Annotated in this window: 16 protein-coding genes and 1 tRNA gene; 8 read left to right on the forward strand and 9 right to left on the reverse strand. The window is 55.1% G+C overall.

Annotation, left to right across the window (positions count from 1 at the left end):
• The first annotated feature begins 121 nt into the window (after positions 1–121).
• Positions 122–2677: a hypothetical protein gene (locus tag FBZ99_RS31505; protein ID WP_145637017.1), complete on the forward strand. Its 2556-nt coding sequence runs from the start codon at positions 122–124 to the stop codon at positions 2675–2677.
• Positions 2643–4145: an argonaute/piwi family protein gene (locus tag FBZ99_RS31510; protein ID WP_145637020.1), complete on the forward strand. Its 1503-nt coding sequence runs from the start codon at positions 2643–2645 to the stop codon at positions 4143–4145. The genes FBZ99_RS31505 and FBZ99_RS31510 overlap by 35 nt, the downstream gene beginning before the upstream one ends.
• Positions 4146–4612: 467 nt before the next feature.
• Here the strand turns inward: FBZ99_RS31510 and FBZ99_RS31515 are convergent, their stop codons facing one another.
• Both FBZ99_RS31515 and FBZ99_RS31520 read right to left on the reverse strand, forming a co-directional pair.
• Positions 4613–6238 (reverse strand): hypothetical protein, encoded by a 1626-nt coding sequence (locus FBZ99_RS31515; RefSeq protein ID WP_145637023.1) that lies wholly within the window; start codon positions 6236–6238, stop codon positions 4613–4615.
• A gap of 16 nt (positions 6239–6254) precedes the next feature.
• Positions 6255–7682, reverse strand: coding sequence for a hypothetical protein (locus FBZ99_RS31520; RefSeq protein WP_145637026.1), 1428 nt, complete (start codon positions 7680–7682; stop codon positions 6255–6257).
• A gap of 762 nt (positions 7683–8444) precedes the next feature.
• Here FBZ99_RS31520 and FBZ99_RS33820 point away from each other — a divergent pair.
• Positions 8445–8570 carry a hypothetical protein gene (locus FBZ99_RS33820; protein WP_267904028.1) on the forward strand — a complete coding sequence of 42 codons (126 nt, stop codon included), beginning with the start codon at positions 8445–8447 and terminating at the stop codon, positions 8568–8570.
• Positions 8571–8618: 48 nt separating this feature from the next.
• On the opposite strand, the gene FBZ99_RS33725 is transcribed toward FBZ99_RS33820, so the two are convergent.
• On the reverse strand, positions 8619–8942 hold the full coding sequence (locus FBZ99_RS33725; protein WP_233790163.1) for a hypothetical protein: 324 nt from the start codon (positions 8940–8942) through the stop codon (positions 8619–8621).
• A 149-nt stretch (positions 8943–9091) separates the two neighbouring features.
• Here FBZ99_RS33725 and FBZ99_RS33375 point away from each other — a divergent pair, with 149 nt between their 5' ends.
• The 3 genes from FBZ99_RS33375 to FBZ99_RS31535 all read left to right on the forward strand — a co-directional run bounded on the left by FBZ99_RS33375 (position 9092) and on the right by FBZ99_RS31535 (position 10447).
• A complete protein-coding gene (locus FBZ99_RS33375) occupies positions 9092–9850 on the forward strand; it encodes a site-specific integrase (RefSeq protein WP_210248410.1) in 759 nt (252 codons plus the stop codon).
• Positions 9851–9914: 64 nt separating this feature from the next.
• The gene (locus FBZ99_RS31530) at positions 9915–10160 is read left to right on the forward strand and encodes a CopG family ribbon-helix-helix protein (protein ID WP_113354178.1); all 246 of its coding nucleotides are present in this window, start codon (positions 9915–9917) and stop codon (positions 10158–10160) included.
• Positions 10157–10447 (forward strand): type II toxin-antitoxin system RelE/ParE family toxin, encoded by a 291-nt coding sequence (locus FBZ99_RS31535; RefSeq protein WP_113354177.1) that lies wholly within the window; start codon positions 10157–10159, stop codon positions 10445–10447. The genes FBZ99_RS31530 and FBZ99_RS31535 overlap by 4 nt, the downstream gene beginning before the upstream one ends.
• Before the next feature lie 56 nt (positions 10448–10503).
• Here the strand turns inward: FBZ99_RS31535 and FBZ99_RS31540 are convergent, their stop codons facing one another.
• The 3 genes from FBZ99_RS31540 to FBZ99_RS31550 form a co-directional block, all read right to left on the reverse strand.
• Positions 10504–10695 (reverse strand): hypothetical protein, encoded by a 192-nt coding sequence (locus FBZ99_RS31540; protein WP_113354176.1) that lies wholly within the window; start codon positions 10693–10695, stop codon positions 10504–10506.
• A 47-nt stretch (positions 10696–10742) separates the two neighbouring features.
• Complete coding sequence (locus FBZ99_RS31545) at positions 10743–11186, reverse strand: hypothetical protein (protein ID WP_145637029.1); 444 nt, start codon at positions 11184–11186, stop codon at positions 10743–10745.
• A gap of 291 nt (positions 11187–11477) precedes the next feature.
• The gene (locus tag FBZ99_RS31550) at positions 11478–11771 is read right to left on the reverse strand and encodes a hypothetical protein (RefSeq protein ID WP_113354174.1); all 294 of its coding nucleotides are present in this window, start codon (positions 11769–11771) and stop codon (positions 11478–11480) included.
• Between the two features lie 294 nt (positions 11772–12065).
• Between FBZ99_RS31550 and FBZ99_RS31555 the strand changes: the two genes are divergently transcribed.
• Positions 12066–12149 (forward strand) — tRNA-Leu (locus FBZ99_RS31555).
• 89 nt (positions 12150–12238) lie between these two features.
• On the opposite strand, the gene FBZ99_RS31560 is transcribed toward FBZ99_RS31555, so the two are convergent.
• Complete coding sequence (locus tag FBZ99_RS31560) at positions 12239–12685, reverse strand: hypothetical protein (protein ID WP_145324237.1); 447 nt, start codon at positions 12683–12685, stop codon at positions 12239–12241.
• Positions 12686–13287: 602 nt separating this feature from the next.
• On the opposite strand from FBZ99_RS31560, the gene FBZ99_RS31565 reads away from it, so the two are divergent.
• On the forward strand, positions 13288–13659 hold the full coding sequence (locus FBZ99_RS31565; RefSeq protein ID WP_442966527.1) for a hypothetical protein: 372 nt from the start codon (positions 13288–13290) through the stop codon (positions 13657–13659).
• Positions 13660–13715: 56 nt separating this feature from the next.
• Here FBZ99_RS31565 and FBZ99_RS31570 read toward each other — a convergent pair whose 3' ends face one another.
• Together FBZ99_RS31570 and FBZ99_RS31575 are read right to left on the reverse strand one after the other, a co-directional pair.
• Positions 13716–13988, reverse strand: coding sequence for a hypothetical protein (locus FBZ99_RS31570; RefSeq protein WP_113354171.1), 273 nt, complete (start codon positions 13986–13988; stop codon positions 13716–13718).
• A gap of 264 nt (positions 13989–14252) precedes the next feature.
• Entirely contained in the window at positions 14253–14882 is a 630-nt protein-coding gene (locus FBZ99_RS31575) for an outer membrane protein (RefSeq protein ID WP_113354169.1), read from the reverse strand.
• Positions 14883–15217 lie beyond the last annotated feature (335 nt).

Raw genomic sequence — 15217 nt, forward strand, 5'->3', positions numbered from 1 at the left:
GCTCTGACGCTTTCAAACCGCGCCGGATTTGCAGTAGCGGGTTGTTTCGAGAAAATGAGGATAACGGCGACCGAACCGCTAATGTTCTTGAGCTGTTCCGTTAAGGTGTTACGCTGGTTGTATGAGCCACAAAACTAGCGTTTCGATTCTTGCCTCGCTATTGAGGCCCGACAACGACGCTCGCCCCACATTTTTGTTGGGGGCGGGGGCCTCATTTTCCTCCGGTGTTCCTTTGGCGGCTGAAAGCGTTCGTCGTCTTGCGAAACAGGTCTATGCCGAGCGCGAGCTTGGAGGCAGGACTCTCCCTGAGCGCATAAAACCCTCCGAATGGACCAGTTGGCTTCACCAGCAGGACTGGTTTATTCACGGAGATGATCAACTCGCCGAGAATTTTCCGCTCGTAGTCGAGAATTTGCTCAAGCCGGAAGCGTATAGACGGCGGTTGTTGTTAGAGCTTGTCAGCCTGAAGGGCGAGCTGGGTTCAGGTTACCGCGCCCTCGCTGATCTCGTCCTGCGCGGGCTTGCCGGAACGGTGATGACCACCAATTTCGATTTGTGCCTGCCGATGGCGCTCGGAGAGAAGCACCCTCATATAAGGCATGTTGCGGAAATCAATCGCAGGCCCGACGATTTCAACGAATTTAATCCCTTCGCAAGGGCTCAGATTGTATGGCTTCACGGCAAGGCAGAACAGTATACCGATCGAAACCTGGTTCATGAGACGCAAACCCTCGATCGTGTTCTCCTCGAAAAGCTGCATCCGCTCCTTGAGTTCTCGCCCTTGATCGTCATGGGGTATCGAGGGTACGAGCCGTCGATCATGTCATCGCTTCTCGGAGCCGAAGGTCAAAAATTCCGGCACGGTATATTTTGGTGTGTGAGAGCAGGTGAGCCGCTTCACCCCAATGTTCAGGCATTGTCGGACCGCTTGGGCAGTAATTTTCAAAGGCTGGAGATCAAAGGCTTTGATGAAATCCTGGCCGATTTGAATGTGGAGCTTGCCGGTGTCCAGCGGTTCGTTGCACTTTCAGTTGCCGAAGCCGGAGAGAGCTTTGATGACCAGATATGTGAAGGGGCAGTATGGGCTGATGTCGATGCAGACCTGGCGCTTGTCACCCTTCGGCAGTACTGCGAGAAACTTGAACGCGGTAGTCTCACATCAGATCAGCTCAAGCCATTGATGCGCGAGATCGGCCTATTGGCCCAGCAAAAGGATGCGTCGGAAAAGCCGACGAATGCCTGCATCCTGCTGTTCGGTCGAAATCCCGAACGCTTCTTTTCGCATTCGGTGATTTCGTCGACGATTTCCGGAAAAAGGCGCATCGTTTTTGAAGGCAATCTGATCTCTCAATATCGTGCATTGCTTGAGTGGCTGGAAAGCAAAGATGTCAATCCGATCATCAAGGTTAAAGGCAAGCAAAAGCATTATTCGCGCGCTGCATACCCTGAGCGGGCCTTGATCGAAATGCTGGTTAACATGATTGTCCACCGGGACTATGAGATCGTCGCGCCAAGTCAAATCGACGTGGACGGAAACTCTGCCGTGTGCTTTTCCAATCCAGGCGGAATGTCTGCGCAGTCGAAAAATCGTCTCGAGACAAATGACGAAGGTGCGTTCTCCCCCGTGCCGGAGTTCAGCGATCTCCGAAATAGAACCCTATGCGATGTATTTTTTGGGATCAGCGCCATGGAACGCGCGGGTACCGGTTTATCCGACACCCTCGATCTTTGTTTCGAAGCTGGCGGCTCTGCGTCATTCGCTTTCCCGCCCGGAGAGGACGGCTTCCTCTCCAAGCTTTTCAGACCGGGCGCTTCTGCGGGATCAGCCTCCGTGTCGATCGACACCCGCCCTGTGGGTACCTATACGATAAACTCGCTCATGTTCTCCGCTTTGCCTGAGACGATTACGCGCCTCAAGATTAAGGAAGGCGTCGACCTGCGGCGGGACGTTCCGCTACATGATGCCGGTACATTCGTCTACGAGCACCGCAGCGGTGATTTGTGGACGTTCTTGCCTGCCCCTATCGCCAACCTCCTATTTGCAAATGTCCTTACGGAAGGGGCGACAGTCATCTCACTGGCAGAGGCGGATTCTGACATTGTCCTGCACCGGAAAATCGCTTGGCTGATACGTAAGCATTTTGAGCAGCATATTCGGTCCTTCGAGAAGGACGGCCTTGTCGTTGAAAAGACGAAGAAGGGCCATCCGGCGAAACGTGCCTATTTCCAGAGCAGGAATAAAGACAACAGAACCATCGTTTATGACACACCCCGACGAAAGGGTATCAGACGCGATGTTGTCAAGAAGCGCGGCGATGACGGGAAGCCGTGGTTCGAATGCGAAGGTTTCGGCTACGAAGTTGTACGCCTGGGTAACGGCTGGGGTGTCCGGATCAAACCGTTCTACATGTTCACGAAGCAGGACGGCATCACCCCGTTGCCGGGATATATGCGGACGAGCCGCGCTACGCGCCGCATTCGCTTCGACAGAAATACCAATGTCGAGAGCGATCTCGTGTTCTGGGGGCGGTTCCTATCCCAAGGAGGGCAGACGATAAATATCGGTGATGAAAACGTGCCTGATCTGGTGCTGGAAGGCAGTTTTTACACCCAGGATGTAACAGAAGAAGGGCTGGTGGATCATGACGATTCAAATGAAGATCGACGTACTGCGTGAGCCCAGAATCGAGTTTTCTAATGCGAAAACCGACATCGATCCACGCCGGGGACTGCCAAAGAATGGACCATCTGATAACACGGGTCTGCGGCAGATCAAGCTGGGCTTTGTAGGCCTTTCAGAGGATATCGACGCTGCCGTTGCATGGCTCTCGCGATTTGAGACTTTCATTCCGGCGAAGGAAAACAATTCCGCGCGTTTTCGGAATTGGCCGGGCCTAGAAAAGGCCTTGAATGCAAAATTCATCATGGAGAAGCGGCACAGGCGGATCGTTTCTTCCTCTAAATATGATCAGCTTTTTCGTGACGCGCTGAAGGGACAGAAGTTCGGTGAACTGGTTGAGCTCTTCGAATACGAAGTCAGCAGTTTGTACGGGGACGAGGCCCCCGATTGCATAATCTTGTGCATCAAGCCTGAACTTGGTGATTTGAGAGTTATGAACCCAGGCCTGTCGCCGGAGGAACGCCGGGCGCTGGAGTTCTTGCGAGCGGAAGAAGAAAGCGATCAGCTTGCGTTATTTCAGCCCTCGCCAGACGAGCTCGAAACAGCGAGCGCACTCTATACGATGGCTGACGATTTGCTGTTTCGGACGTTCTACCGTGCCCTTAAAGCAAAGATCATGTCTGATGGTCAGGCTGTTCCAATCCAGGTCGTTAGACGCGACACGATCGAACGGCCAGACGATAAGGGGCAAAGTCAGGCTACTCGTGTCTGGAACGCTGCCGTTTCTATCTATTATAAATCCAAGGGCATTCCGTGGCGGCCTGCTGACCTGCCGAAAAATGTCTGCTTTGTCGGGATTTCCTTTCACCACATGAAAAAGCGTGGCGGGCATCTGGTCTATGCCAGCGTGGCGCAGGCTTATTCGACAGATATCGAACCTTACGCGATCAAAGGTGCGAGCATTGATCATGACCAGAAGCGTGATCGCCAACCTTACTTGAACCAGGCGCAAGCGCGTCAATTGCTCGAGCAGATACTGGAAGAGTATGAGCGACGAGCCGGAGTGACGCCCGACCGCGTGGTAATTCATAAGACGACAAACTATCAGCCTGAAGAAGAACGAGGCTTTCGGACGGCTGCCAAAGATCGGGTCGCCAACTGTGACCTGATCTGGCTGCGCAACACCTCGTTTCGTGTCGTCCGCAAAGGAACCGAAGAACCATGGCGCGGCACATTGTGTTCGCTAGATGGTCACTCCTATCTGTTCACGAGCGGCTATATCCCTTGGTGGAACGAATTCCCAGGAATGCACATTCCAGCACCTCTGGAAATCGGTTCTTGCGGTGAAACTGACATTCGTGCACGCGCGGAGGAAATCCTGGCATTGACCAAAATGAACTGGAACTCCAGCGATGGGATCACCCGTTTCCCGATCACGCTGCTCTTTGCACGGCGCGTGGGAGAACTGATGTGCGAGCTTTCGGATAACGCGACGCCCAATCCGTCTTATCGTTTCTACATATAATGTAAGATAGGCGTTGAATATTTTCGGATGTTTCCACAAGCTCGCGTTTTGAAACGGTAATCCCGCCGGCTCGTGCCAAACGCAAGAAGGCGGAAATCAGCCTTAATCAGATCAAAGTGAGATCAAATTTCCACCGATCGCTGCGCGAGAGCTCAGCTCTTGCGGGTGCCCTCTTCCTTTATCGTGAACTGATCCCAGATCATCATCGCGCCGAGATCTCGGGTATACCAAGGAATCTCAATTGCCAGAACCACTCCTGGTTCAACATCTATGGTTTCCGCTGGACCGATTATTAGCCTATGCCTAGCCCGCAAGCTAGGGCTCACTACTGCGAGATTTCGTGAGGTTTGCAAGGCGTTACCATGGAGACGAAAACTGCTATGATGACGGAAGGAATTAGAGATCGGCGGAAATAATTGCCGCTGATCTCCTCTTACAAAGTAATCACACGGGCCGCCCGACCTTTTCTACGACTTGTACATAGGTGTGATAAGGCGCTTCGGAGTATGCTCTATTCCTGTCGGAACGCTGGACCGTTGCTCAGGTAGCTCAGGAAGAGATCCGCCAAATGCAACGGCTACTTGCGGGAACGCGTCACCGAGTTCCGGGTTCGTTTCAGCCAGCGTAATAGGCATAGCCTCGACAAGATCGAAATCGATGTGACGCTTGTCGAGCTGAACTCCGTCTTCTGCCAGCTTCCTTACAAAAGGCAGCCGGCTGCCGCCTCCTGTGGCCACCAGCTTGATTCGCGAAGCCGATCCAGCAACGATCGCGGCCGATCCCGCCACGAGGTCGTGGAGCGTCTTCGAAAAGTCCCGGATCTGAGGCAGATTGAGGAACGCTGCAATCTCGACCTCGACGGCTTCGTCCGTCGGAAGCACAACGACTAGGCGGCCATCCGCGAAGAGTTGTTCCTTCAATGCCCTTCGCTGTCGCCGGATGTCGAGCGATGCAGAGCGATATTCGGTTGTGTCTTGGGTGAGCGAACTCTTATCGAGGATATATTTGTGTAGGATTTGGTCCAGCATGTTGCCCGCCTTATTCATCGCGGTAGCGGCCGTCGAGATTTCGAAGACTCGTGCTTGATCCCAGTTGGGGTTGTTGACGCAAAGAAAACCTGCGACGTCAGTCGTGCCGGCTCCCACGTCCACGATAAGATAGGCCTGACGTGTGTTTTCTGGCGTAGACAGTAGGGCACCAGCCCCCGCTGCTGTAGCCTCCCGCACAGGTTCGCCGATCAACCTTACCGGCAGCAATTCCTCCGACAAGGTCTTCAGCTGTTCAAGAAGCGTCAGCGCACTCGCGAGGTCCATGACGTCTGCAAGGTCAGTACCGACCGAACGCGCCAGCACAATCGCCTCCGCCATGAGACGGCGCATCTCCTTGGCGTTTTCTTCCTTGGAATGATCTTTCCAAGCAGGATGAGCGAACCTGCGCAAAAGGTTCCTTGGTAAGCCAGCACCTGCGAGAGCTGTCTCGGTGAGGTGCATCAAATGTGCAAGGTAGAGAACCAGCACGTCGCGCTGAGTCAAACTGCCATTTTTGTCCTGAATTGCGGGAAGTCTTGCGGCGCCGAGCTTGGAGACTTCCTTGCCGAGCGTGATGAACTGCTTGATGGAATCAATGATTGCTTCGGTGGAAGTTTGCGTGTCTTCAACATAGTGGCGCGCCCTCGCGCCGAAGAAAATCTTGCCATCAGCTACAAGAAGTTCCGACGGTGTGGTGAGCCTGCTTCCGGACGATCCATCCCCAATAGGCAGATCAACGTATCTGGAACCTCCTGCCTTCGATACGGTAGCAAATGCTTTGGAAAAGGAGGTTCCGAAATCCACGCAGACTATCGAATTTAAATCTTCATTTTCAGCGCTTCCGAGATCCAGCGCAAGCTTGTACGTTTTGGCGGCGATATTCTTCGATGGTTGCGGCACCGAAGGCGGAGGCACCGGTACGGACTGTGTGTCCGGTTGTTCAGCCTCTTTGAGCAGAAGCGATTTAAGCGCCTCCACTTCCCGTGACGTCAGGAAAGTCCGCTCGCCGGTCATGGCTCGCTCGAGCAGATTCATCAACAAATCTTTGGCGCGTTCGTCGTCCACCTATGTCCCCTTTAGCTTATTTTACTATAGCTTTCACCAGTATCACCGGGGGTCTCCCAGGCGTTGTCTTGATTGCCCCTGGTACGACCACCTTCGCTTTCGTCGATGTCGTTATCGGCTTGGAAGCCTCATGCAAGCGGGGATCATATTCCACTGTTTCGTCGCGTTCCGGCGAAACAAAAATCCCTCGCTTGCGCAGGATGGTGTCAATCGACTGCCCTAAGAGGTCAAGGTGAGTTCCAACGGTCTTGATGGTCGATGCGTGGACCGGTTCGAAGGCTTCGATTGCATCACCAATCTGGCGGACGTCCGCGGGCGTCATCTCAAACCGTTTTCTCTCTATCGCCATTCGTGCAATGAGCTCGTCCAGCTCTTGGTCGAGAACCTCTCCTAAGGTTTCGTTCTTGGCCGCGGCCTGAAGCTCCCGACCGGTCGACAGCCAGTGGGAGACCTCCGGCAAAAGGCTTGGATCGGCGGTGGCCCTGCGTGATGCTATCTCATCTATTTTCCTACTTCCCAGCGCAGTAGCTATTGATCGCCTCAACTCGACGTCCTTGTGTCCTTGTCGAGCGACGACAAGAAGTGCATCGACGGCGAGATTGGCCAATCGATTTAAGCGCTCATCCACGCTTGGGGGAGGGGTAGCAGGCCGCCACCAGTTCAGTGGGGTACTTCCCGCCCGATACATGTCTTTGTCGAAAAGGGTGTCAACCCGAAGGCGCAGAATAGCGATCACGAGATCCATGGCTGACAATGCAGCCGTTTCTCGCACTTTTGCGAACTCTGCGGTTGGACTTGCCGCCGACAGGCTGAAAAGCGAACGAAGCGCCGCTCCCAGACTAGGTCCCGCCGGGAGTTCGGAAACACGGAGGGGCTTCAAGAGCGATTCGCACACCCTGTTGAGCCGGCGAAATGGAGTGAGGGGGTCGTCCGGTCCTCGACCTTGTTGGCTCTTTAGCCCGTCGGCTATTTCTTCGATGGCCTCAGCGATACTGGAGCAGTTAGCAAGCGCAAGCTCGGCCCATACGTCTTTGGAACGGACCTCTGAAGTCCCGGCAAGTGCGAGTTCACGCGCAGCGTAGCGACCAATCCATCCGTTGGTCGAAATCGACACCGCCTTGGCGAAATAGTACCGGTCATCGGCGTTGCCCCATTCGCCTGTGTGCGGGGGGATTGCAGATAACGCGCTAGTTATTAGCGGTCTGACCGCCGCTGCTATAGGCACTGAAACCTCCGCTGCCTTGCCGAGAATGGAAAGGGCCTCCAAGCGCATCTGAACTGATCCCTGCGAAGCCGCCCAGGCAAGCCGGCGCAGGTCAGCGACGACCCGGTCTTCCTGCAGTTGCTCCTTCTTGAATGTCCGGGTCTCGATAAGCGACTTTAAATGCGTAATTGCTTCAGCCACTTGTGTTGAAGAAATATTGTCTAGTTCCTGAAATACCATGCAAATGACGCCTTTCGAGGTCGCGTGCGTATAGAGTAGCTAATCGACGTTTGGCAGGCAAGGAACGTGAGGTGCTCTCATCGCAATGCTTTAGAGCCTGGCCAGACCTTCTTGGCAGGTTCGGTTAGGCCACAAAACAACAGCCCAAGGCATCCTTAGATGTGCTGTGCGTGACGGTCGCGACCTGCAATGCGCTGGCCATGCGACTTGTTGGGATGAGTTTAACCGGGCAAGGCCGAGGCCGACAAATCGAGTGACTTCGACGGAATGGTTATGGAGGCGATCACCCTCCTATAGGACTACGGCATGTCGCAGGTCGACGCGGAGCTGCGCGAAACCCTGATTCAGGGTTATGCGTGGATTCTCGTTGATGAGTACAGGGATATCGGGCCGAGGAATTGCTGGACGTTGGGCTGCCGCGCGGACTACATAAAAAGCGCAGTAGGGTGATCGGAACTGGCGCGTGGCGCGATGAGTAGATCAAGGCAGAGTGACCCTGGCGGAAAGCAGAGATACCCTGGTCAGATCATATCTCGCCACCCAAAGTGCCGGAAATGAGGATGAGTCCCATCGATTGCTTTTTAGGACTGGATCGGCCTTCTATCTGCGTGATGCTCAATGCACGTTCGGCCCAGCCGCACCAAACATGCAGGAGCTATCTAGCTAAATTTACAAGCCTCCGTGCGCTCAGGCCCCCGCAACCAATATTTACAAAGATTATCAATACTTTGTCGGCCTCCCATGTGATTGACGGGGGCCCTTATGGCGAGCCACGAAATCCTCGGAGGAAAGGTCAACGTCTACCGGCGCGGGGGGCTGACGTGGCATTGCTCGGCCTCCGTAAAGGGCCGCCAGTATCGCACCAGCACCAAGGAAACGGGGCTTTAGCAGGCGAAGGCATTTGCCGAAGACTGGTATCTCGGCCTGCGCGGCAAGTCAGCGGCGGGCATCCTGAAATCGGAGACCACCTTCGCCGAGGCTGCCAAGAAGTTTGAGCAGGAATATGGTGTGATCACCGAAGGCCAGCGAAGCCCCAAATGGATCGAGGGCCACGGTATCCGCCTGCGGCTGCACCTCGTCCCGTTCTTCGGCAAGATGGGGCTTTCCGAGATCAATGCCGGGACCGTTCAAGACTACCGCGTGCACCGGATCTCGGGATCGGTGACTGGCAAGCCTCCGGCTCGCAGCACGCTTCACGACGAAGTCGGCACGTTGCGCCAGGTCCTGAAAACGGCGATCCGCCACAAGTGGCTCACCCATCTTCCTGATCTGTCGCCGCCTTACAAGACACAGGGCAAAATTACGCACCGGCCTTGGTTCAGCCCGGTCGAATACAAGCAGCTTTACGAGGCTACGCGCCAGAATGCCAGGAGCCGAAGAACCCGCACTTCCGTTGGGAAGCCGAGCAGTTGCATGAGTTCGTCCTGTTCATGGGTAACACGGGCTTGCGCCCGGATGAGGCCAAGCAGCTCCAGCATCGCGACGTGACCATTGTCGAAGATCCCGATAGCCGTGAACGCATTCTTGAAATCGAGGTGCGCGGCAAGCGCGGGATCGGTTGGTGCAAATCTATGCCGGGTGCGGTGAAGCCCTATGAGCGCTTGCGCGACCGGCTAAAGCCGGTTCGCGGGAAGGATAAAGAGGGCGGCGAGATCGTCGTTAAGGCTCCGCAACCGACCGATCTGCTGTTCCCCGGCAATTATCTCAAGATGTTCAATAATCTTCTTGAAGCGCAGAACCTTAAGTTGGACCGGGACGGCAAGCCGCGAACAGCTTACAGCCTACGTCATACCTATATCTGCCTGCGTCTCATGGAAGGTGCTGATGTTTATGCGATTGCCAAAAATTGCCGCACCAGCGTCGAAATGATTGAAAAATTCTACGCGGCCCACATCAAGACCTCGCTTGATACCGCGTTCATCAATTCCCGAAGCCCAAGCGTGGCAGTCGAGGACGGAAGGTGCCTAGGACGGCGGGACCGCCGTCCTACCACGAATGCCGGGTCCGCAAGGTTTGGTAAAGACACCCGAACGGGTGTCGTCACAAATCGCTTGCCGATTTGTCAGCCCGCTTGGCGGGGCTTAAAGAGAGAAAAGTCCCTATCCGGTCACCGGGTCAGAAATCCCATGATCGGAATCTATTATCAATTGAAAGCCTTCTCACATTAGCAGAACCTTGACGAACCGCATTGGTTCACCAATAATTATAGTGAACCAAGGAAAGTTAGGTGCCATGACAGCGTTCACCGTTCGCGTCTCAGATGAGACCGCCAGCAAGCTTGACCAGATCGCGGAAAAGCTCGACCGCTCCCGCTCGTATATGGCCGCTCAGGCGATTGAGGACTATGTCGCTCGCGAGGAGTGGCAGCTCGCAGAGATTGAGGCCGGGTTGGCCGAAGCCAACCGGGGCGAATTTGCCAGTGATGATGATGTGGCGAAGGTTGTCGGCAAGTACGTCAAGTCAGCCCGTCAATCATGAGTCGGAAACGCATCCGCTGGACGCTGCGAGCGTTGCGGCGGCTTGATCAGATTGGCGAGTATATCCAGAAAGACGATCCGGGCGCTGCTGCGCGTGTTGTCGCGCGCATTGTGTCGGCTGTTGATATGCTGGCGGAGTTTCCGGCGACGGGGCGTGCCGGTCGTATCAAGGGCACGCGTGAAGTGGTGCTAGCGGATATTCCCTATATCATTCCCTACCGGGTCGGCCAGGACATCGAGATTCTGACCGTCATGCACGCTCATCAACGGTGGCCTCTGGAGCTGTAGCCGCCTTTCGGATTGCGGAAACTTCTGTTTGAAATGAAGCGCGCCCGCTCAAACGCTCACAACCGTGCCAGCTTCAGATTATGTTCGAGCGCAAGCCGTAGCGCTGCTTCTCCTGCTGGTGTCGATTGAGTCTCGTTCCCGTTTGAGATATGGCCATATTCGCCCATGAGGTCCAGTACGAGGATGCTTGTGTAAAGGCGGAAAAGCGCATCGTCGGCCTGTCCGGCATGTCGAAGCCAGGCAGACACGTAACTTTGATCCCACCACAGAGTAAACGGCTCGCTACCGAAGCGATTCAGGACACCCTTGATGACCGGAATTCCAAGATTGGTCGCTCGTCCCAAACCTGTACTTCGATAAAGCGCTCAGTTGGGCCCGGCATCCCGTGTTCCTTCACGATGGTTTTATCCTCTTCAAAAGTGAATACGCGCCCATGGCATGGACGTCGGTCGGCGGTAAGATCTTCCCGGATTACATAAGGAAGGCTTGCCATACTATCCGGATAGGTGAAGGTGAGCACCTCAGCCGGAAAAGCGACAAGTGGCATGACAAGCGCGTTTGGCCGTGTGAGATCGAGGCCGTCGTCGAAATTGCCAAGGAAGCAGTAGACCGGCCGTTCGCGTCGAGTATTACCTAAGAGACGGCGGCGTTCCCGGATAAGCCATTCTTCGGTTTCGCAGCGCCGTGCAAGATATGTCGGCTTGATCTTTCGCACGCCGGCTTGCCGAATGCGGTCCAAAACCGCCTCCGCCTCATCCGGCGCCAAGTCGCAAATGTTCGAAAGGGACTACCCGGATCATAGGTGTGGGTAATTACACTTGGAAATAGAGCCTCTTTCATCACTACACTTTACCCAATCGTTGGAAAAAGTCGAAATCAGAAAGACAGGTGCAAGAATCCTCCTGCACCCCTGCCTGACCGGCGATGTCTGGGGGAAGCAACGGCAAGGGGCCACGCGGCAAGCGCGCAAACGCAGTGCGCAGCCTCGGGAACCGCCCCTTGCCTTTGGGGGGGGGAGCGAAGCGCCAAATCAGTCAATAATGTCGATGATCTCATAGCTCTTCACGAAGGCGCCGACACCATCGTTCAGCAGTGCAAAGATGCTGTCCCGTGAGATGGGCAGCGTTTCGATCTTCTCCAGTTGCATCGGCCACCAGTCATCCGCGTAATCGCTCATAACGTCGCGGCGCAGCTCGTGAAGCGCCTCGCGCGCTTCCTCTTCATCGTGAAAGAAGATATCCGGAATGCCAGTGTGCTTCCATCGATCTTCGTCACTATTGGCGCGCGAATAGGTGTAGAAGGTGAATGACTTGTCTTGAGACATGCGTCGTCTCCTCGTGTTTTCCGAGGCCTTACGTGGCCATCGCGGCGGATATCATCGGCATTCCGGCCCTCTCGCTACTCGCAAAGTATGAGTTCGCGGTCAATTGTAGGATTCTACAATGTTCCTCGATGAAAACGGATCGTGCCGAGGTTCGCTTCCGTTCTTACACGACGCCATAAGGGCTCTGGTTTGGATTGTCTTTGTGCCCAAATACTGACGCTGCCAGTCACTCCGCATGCAATGCGATATCAAAGATTGGTCACGCGGAGCTTTCCTGTGGTAGCTTGATCCTGTGCCGGTATGGCGAAATTGGTAGACGCGGTGGACTTAAAATCCGCTGCGTTATGAGTGTGGGTTCGAGTCCCGCTACCGGCACCAGCTAGAGACCGGGAACGCCATATTTCCAGATGCTGTAAGCTTCACGGCTATCCCGCTGGACTTGTTTTTCCGTTTTTGCCTCGCATTCCCTACAAAGGTTGCGATTGGCGATCCGGGCGTGATGCAATTCCCTGTCGTGGTCTTGTCGGTTGTCGGCCTGTTCCGCCTTGCGCATGTGCCGCTTGATAGCATCGACGTGCCCTTGCAAGCTCATATTCGCTCTCCGGTCGCGTCAATTGATGGCCAACGGTATCTTTTGAAACCCTTGAAGTTGCCGGATTGGTCATACTCCACCTGAAAATGCCCTCGCATTTTGTCGGGGCTGATGGATGTGGAGCAAAGTCATGTTTTGGACTAGCTATCCCGGCCGCTTCCTTGAGCAAGCCTGTAATGGCGGTGATGTTCTCGTTCGTCTTGCTGTCAACGTCGGTGCTAAGGCTGGTTAGGTTCCAGCCATCGGTGAGGGTAGGGGTGGCTTTGATCGCGCCCATGCCCGCTGAGATCGTGATCGCGTATTCCTCGGTCTTGTCGGGCAAATAGAATGCCTTCACGTCGCAGATTACGGTCTTGTCGGTCTTGGTTTCAACAAGGGCCAGATACGGTGCGGGCCGTCAGTAGCGGATACCAGATTGGTCGCGCGACGTAACGCGCTTGACCTGTAATCCGGCACAAGAAGTTACCAGTAAGGGAATATGCATCAGGAATATCAATGCACGCATAACGAATCCCTTGAAATGGTGGGAAGGTGAATAACGCGGCGGCACTAAGTATTTAAAGCTATGAAATGCTGTAGGAATGTAACATTCCGCATCCAGCGATTGAATTCAAGTCGAGAAAAAGAATCTATTCTCAGATTTTACACGCCGCGTTCCAAGAGCAGCAGAAGAACAGACGGTGAAGAGAATGACTGATATTAAAGCGGCTGTTCGGCACCTATTTCCATCCTGATCGACCGTCGAAAAGCTTTCTCGGCCAACTGGCGCAGCCTTTCCGCAAGGAAGGCATCCGCCAAATCCTTGGGCGCACGAAAAAAAAGCGGCTGATGCGGCAAAGCGCAATGCTGCCGTAACCCATGAGCCGTACCCCTGTCCGCGATCTCCCTTTAGCTGCAAAGGACGTTCCTATGATTGCCATTCGCATGAAGCGGCTCCCTCACGGGATTGCTGCGCTTGCAGTCCTGCTGATCCTGTCGGCCTGTGCCTCGCAGATCATGAAGAGCTATATCGGCGCGCCGATCAGCAGCGTGATGCTGGATTACGGTCCGCCGGATAATGTTTATGATCTGGGGCCGGGCGCGCGCGCCTATCAGTGGCGCAAGCAGAAGACGCAGGTGGTGCCCGGTCAATCCAGCGGCGAAATCCGGGATACGCGCCGCGGCAAGCGTTATGAAGTCACCGAAACGCCGGGCTATGTCGAGCATACGGAATGTTTCTACACCTTCTATACCCGAGGCCCCGGTTCCGATTGGTATGTGACGAGTTTTCGCCAACCTTCGCTCGAATGCGAATAAACCCCTCTGGCTGCCTTGTGGAAGTCGGATGATTCCGCTGCTCGCAAGGGGTCAACTCAATCCCGGCCTGGTTTGTCAATTTTGCCCCATCGCCAACGCCATGGGGCATCGCTTTTCCACCAGGCAACGGAAATCAGCAATGCAGTCGGGAAGATGACTGCCGCGGCATAGCCGATTGGATGACTATCCGCATGAGGTCCACCGACGAAGATAATGGCCATCAGCACCAGCGCATAGATAACAAGCGCGATCCAACCCTGCCAACGGCAAGGCAGGCCGGCTCCGTAGCCGTATGCTTTGACATGGAACCAGGGGGCTCGGTTTCTCATACTGCCGATCCTTCGGCGGAGCGGTCATCGTTCCGCTGTGCTTCTTCACCAGCATTGTTGGTCAACTTTCGAGCAACGGCAAGGCCGCCGATCATGCGAGACGCAGTGACTATGGCTGGTTCGATTGCGTGCGAATGAAGCGGCTGATTTTCATGAATAAGAGCGGCGAAGGGACCGATTCGGGGTTTGATCAACCATCCTCCGCCGCTCTCCGTCGGACACGTCCTGGCTTGAAAAGGCGTGCCGACCTCTGCAAATCGGCGATCAGAAGCGATAGTTCAGGCCGGCCTTGATGACATGGTCACGCAGATCGGTCTTCGACTTACCGCTCGATGTCGTCGTGGAGACGTCGTTGGTCATGACGTAGTTGTATTCGATCTTGGCCGACAGCCCGCCGCCGAAGCCCTGTTCGATGCCACCGCCGACGAGATAGCCCTGCTTCCAGCCGCCGGAGGTGGAAACGCCCCTGCCGCCTTCGAACTTCGTCATCGTCAGACCCGCCGTGCCATAGACGAGCGTGCGATCGAAGGTTAGGCCGGCCTTCGCCTTGGCAGCACCCCGGAAGCGCTCTTCCACCCTGCCGTTTGGTACGCGTATCTCGTTGTTTCCGAGGTATGAGCCCTCCAGCTCGGCGCCGACGATGCCTGGTCCTACCTGGAAATTGTAGCCGGCTTGCACGCCACCGGTCAGGCCCTTGCCGCTGGCGAAAGGGTTGAATTTCGGCGAGGCGATACCGCCATGGGCGCCGAAATAGGCGCCGCTCCACTGGAAAGCCGGCGGCCGGTCATAGCCGGCATCCGGGGCCTGATAGGTAGTGAGATCGGCTGCGGAAGCGTTGGACGCGGCCGTCATGGCCAGAGCCGCGAACAGAATAGATTTTGCGCTGAGCGACATTGCTAACTCCATACGAAACCCGTGCACCATCCCTGGGCGCTCGCAAGGTCTCTGTTTGCGTTGGAGAACCGGACATCGGTTCCTGTTGTTCTCCGGTGCTGTCCGTCTTGGGAGCGGATCAACGTCAGGAGATGCTGGTCATTTTGCCGGTGAGAATTGCGGGTACATTGCAGGATTCAAAAATATTGAAAAATTATTGAATATTTTTATAGGGTTGAGCAGGGTTTCTTAATTATTCCTTAAGGATGGAATGCTGTCCGGCCCTGAGGGCTACCGTCGCGAAATGTCGGGCGAAATGGGGCAGATCGGCATGATATGCGCCATGCCGCCTCCTT

The organism is Rhizobium sp. ERR 1071, from assembly GCF_007828675.1.
Classification (GTDB): Bacteria; Pseudomonadota; Alphaproteobacteria; order Rhizobiales; family Rhizobiaceae; genus Rhizobium; species Rhizobium dioscoreae.

What these genes read in the sequence shown, in the direction of transcription:
- FBZ99_RS31505 (WP_145637017.1), top strand. Translation starts at nt 122, where the DNA reads ATGAGCCACAAAACTAGCGTTTCGATTCTTGCCTCGCTATTGAGGCCC.
- FBZ99_RS31510 (WP_145637020.1), top strand. Translation starts at nt 2,643, where the DNA reads ATGACGATTCAAATGAAGATCGACGTACTGCGTGAGCCCAGAATCGAG.
- FBZ99_RS31520 (WP_145637026.1), bottom strand. Translation starts at nt 7,682, where the DNA reads ATGGTATTTCAGGAACTAGACAATATTTCTTCAACACAAGTGGCTGAA.
- FBZ99_RS33820 (WP_267904028.1), top strand. Translation starts at nt 8,445, where the DNA reads ATGGCGAGCCACGAAATCCTCGGAGGAAAGGTCAACGTCTACCGGCGC.
- FBZ99_RS33725 (WP_233790163.1), bottom strand. Translation starts at nt 8,942, where the DNA reads ATGGGTGAGCCACTTGTGGCGGATCGCCGTTTTCAGGACCTGGCGCAA.
- FBZ99_RS31530 (WP_113354178.1), top strand. Translation starts at nt 9,915, where the DNA reads ATGACAGCGTTCACCGTTCGCGTCTCAGATGAGACCGCCAGCAAGCTT.
- FBZ99_RS31535 (WP_113354177.1), top strand. Translation starts at nt 10,157, where the DNA reads ATGAGTCGGAAACGCATCCGCTGGACGCTGCGAGCGTTGCGGCGGCTT.
- FBZ99_RS31550 (WP_113354174.1), bottom strand. Translation starts at nt 11,771, where the DNA reads ATGTCTCAAGACAAGTCATTCACCTTCTACACCTATTCGCGCGCCAAT.
- FBZ99_RS31565 (WP_442966527.1), top strand. Translation starts at nt 13,288, where the DNA reads ATGAAGCGGCTCCCTCACGGGATTGCTGCGCTTGCAGTCCTGCTGATC.
- FBZ99_RS31570 (WP_113354171.1), bottom strand. Translation starts at nt 13,988, where the DNA reads ATGAGAAACCGAGCCCCCTGGTTCCATGTCAAAGCATACGGCTACGGA.
- FBZ99_RS31575 (WP_113354169.1), bottom strand. Translation starts at nt 14,882, where the DNA reads ATGTCGCTCAGCGCAAAATCTATTCTGTTCGCGGCTCTGGCCATGACG.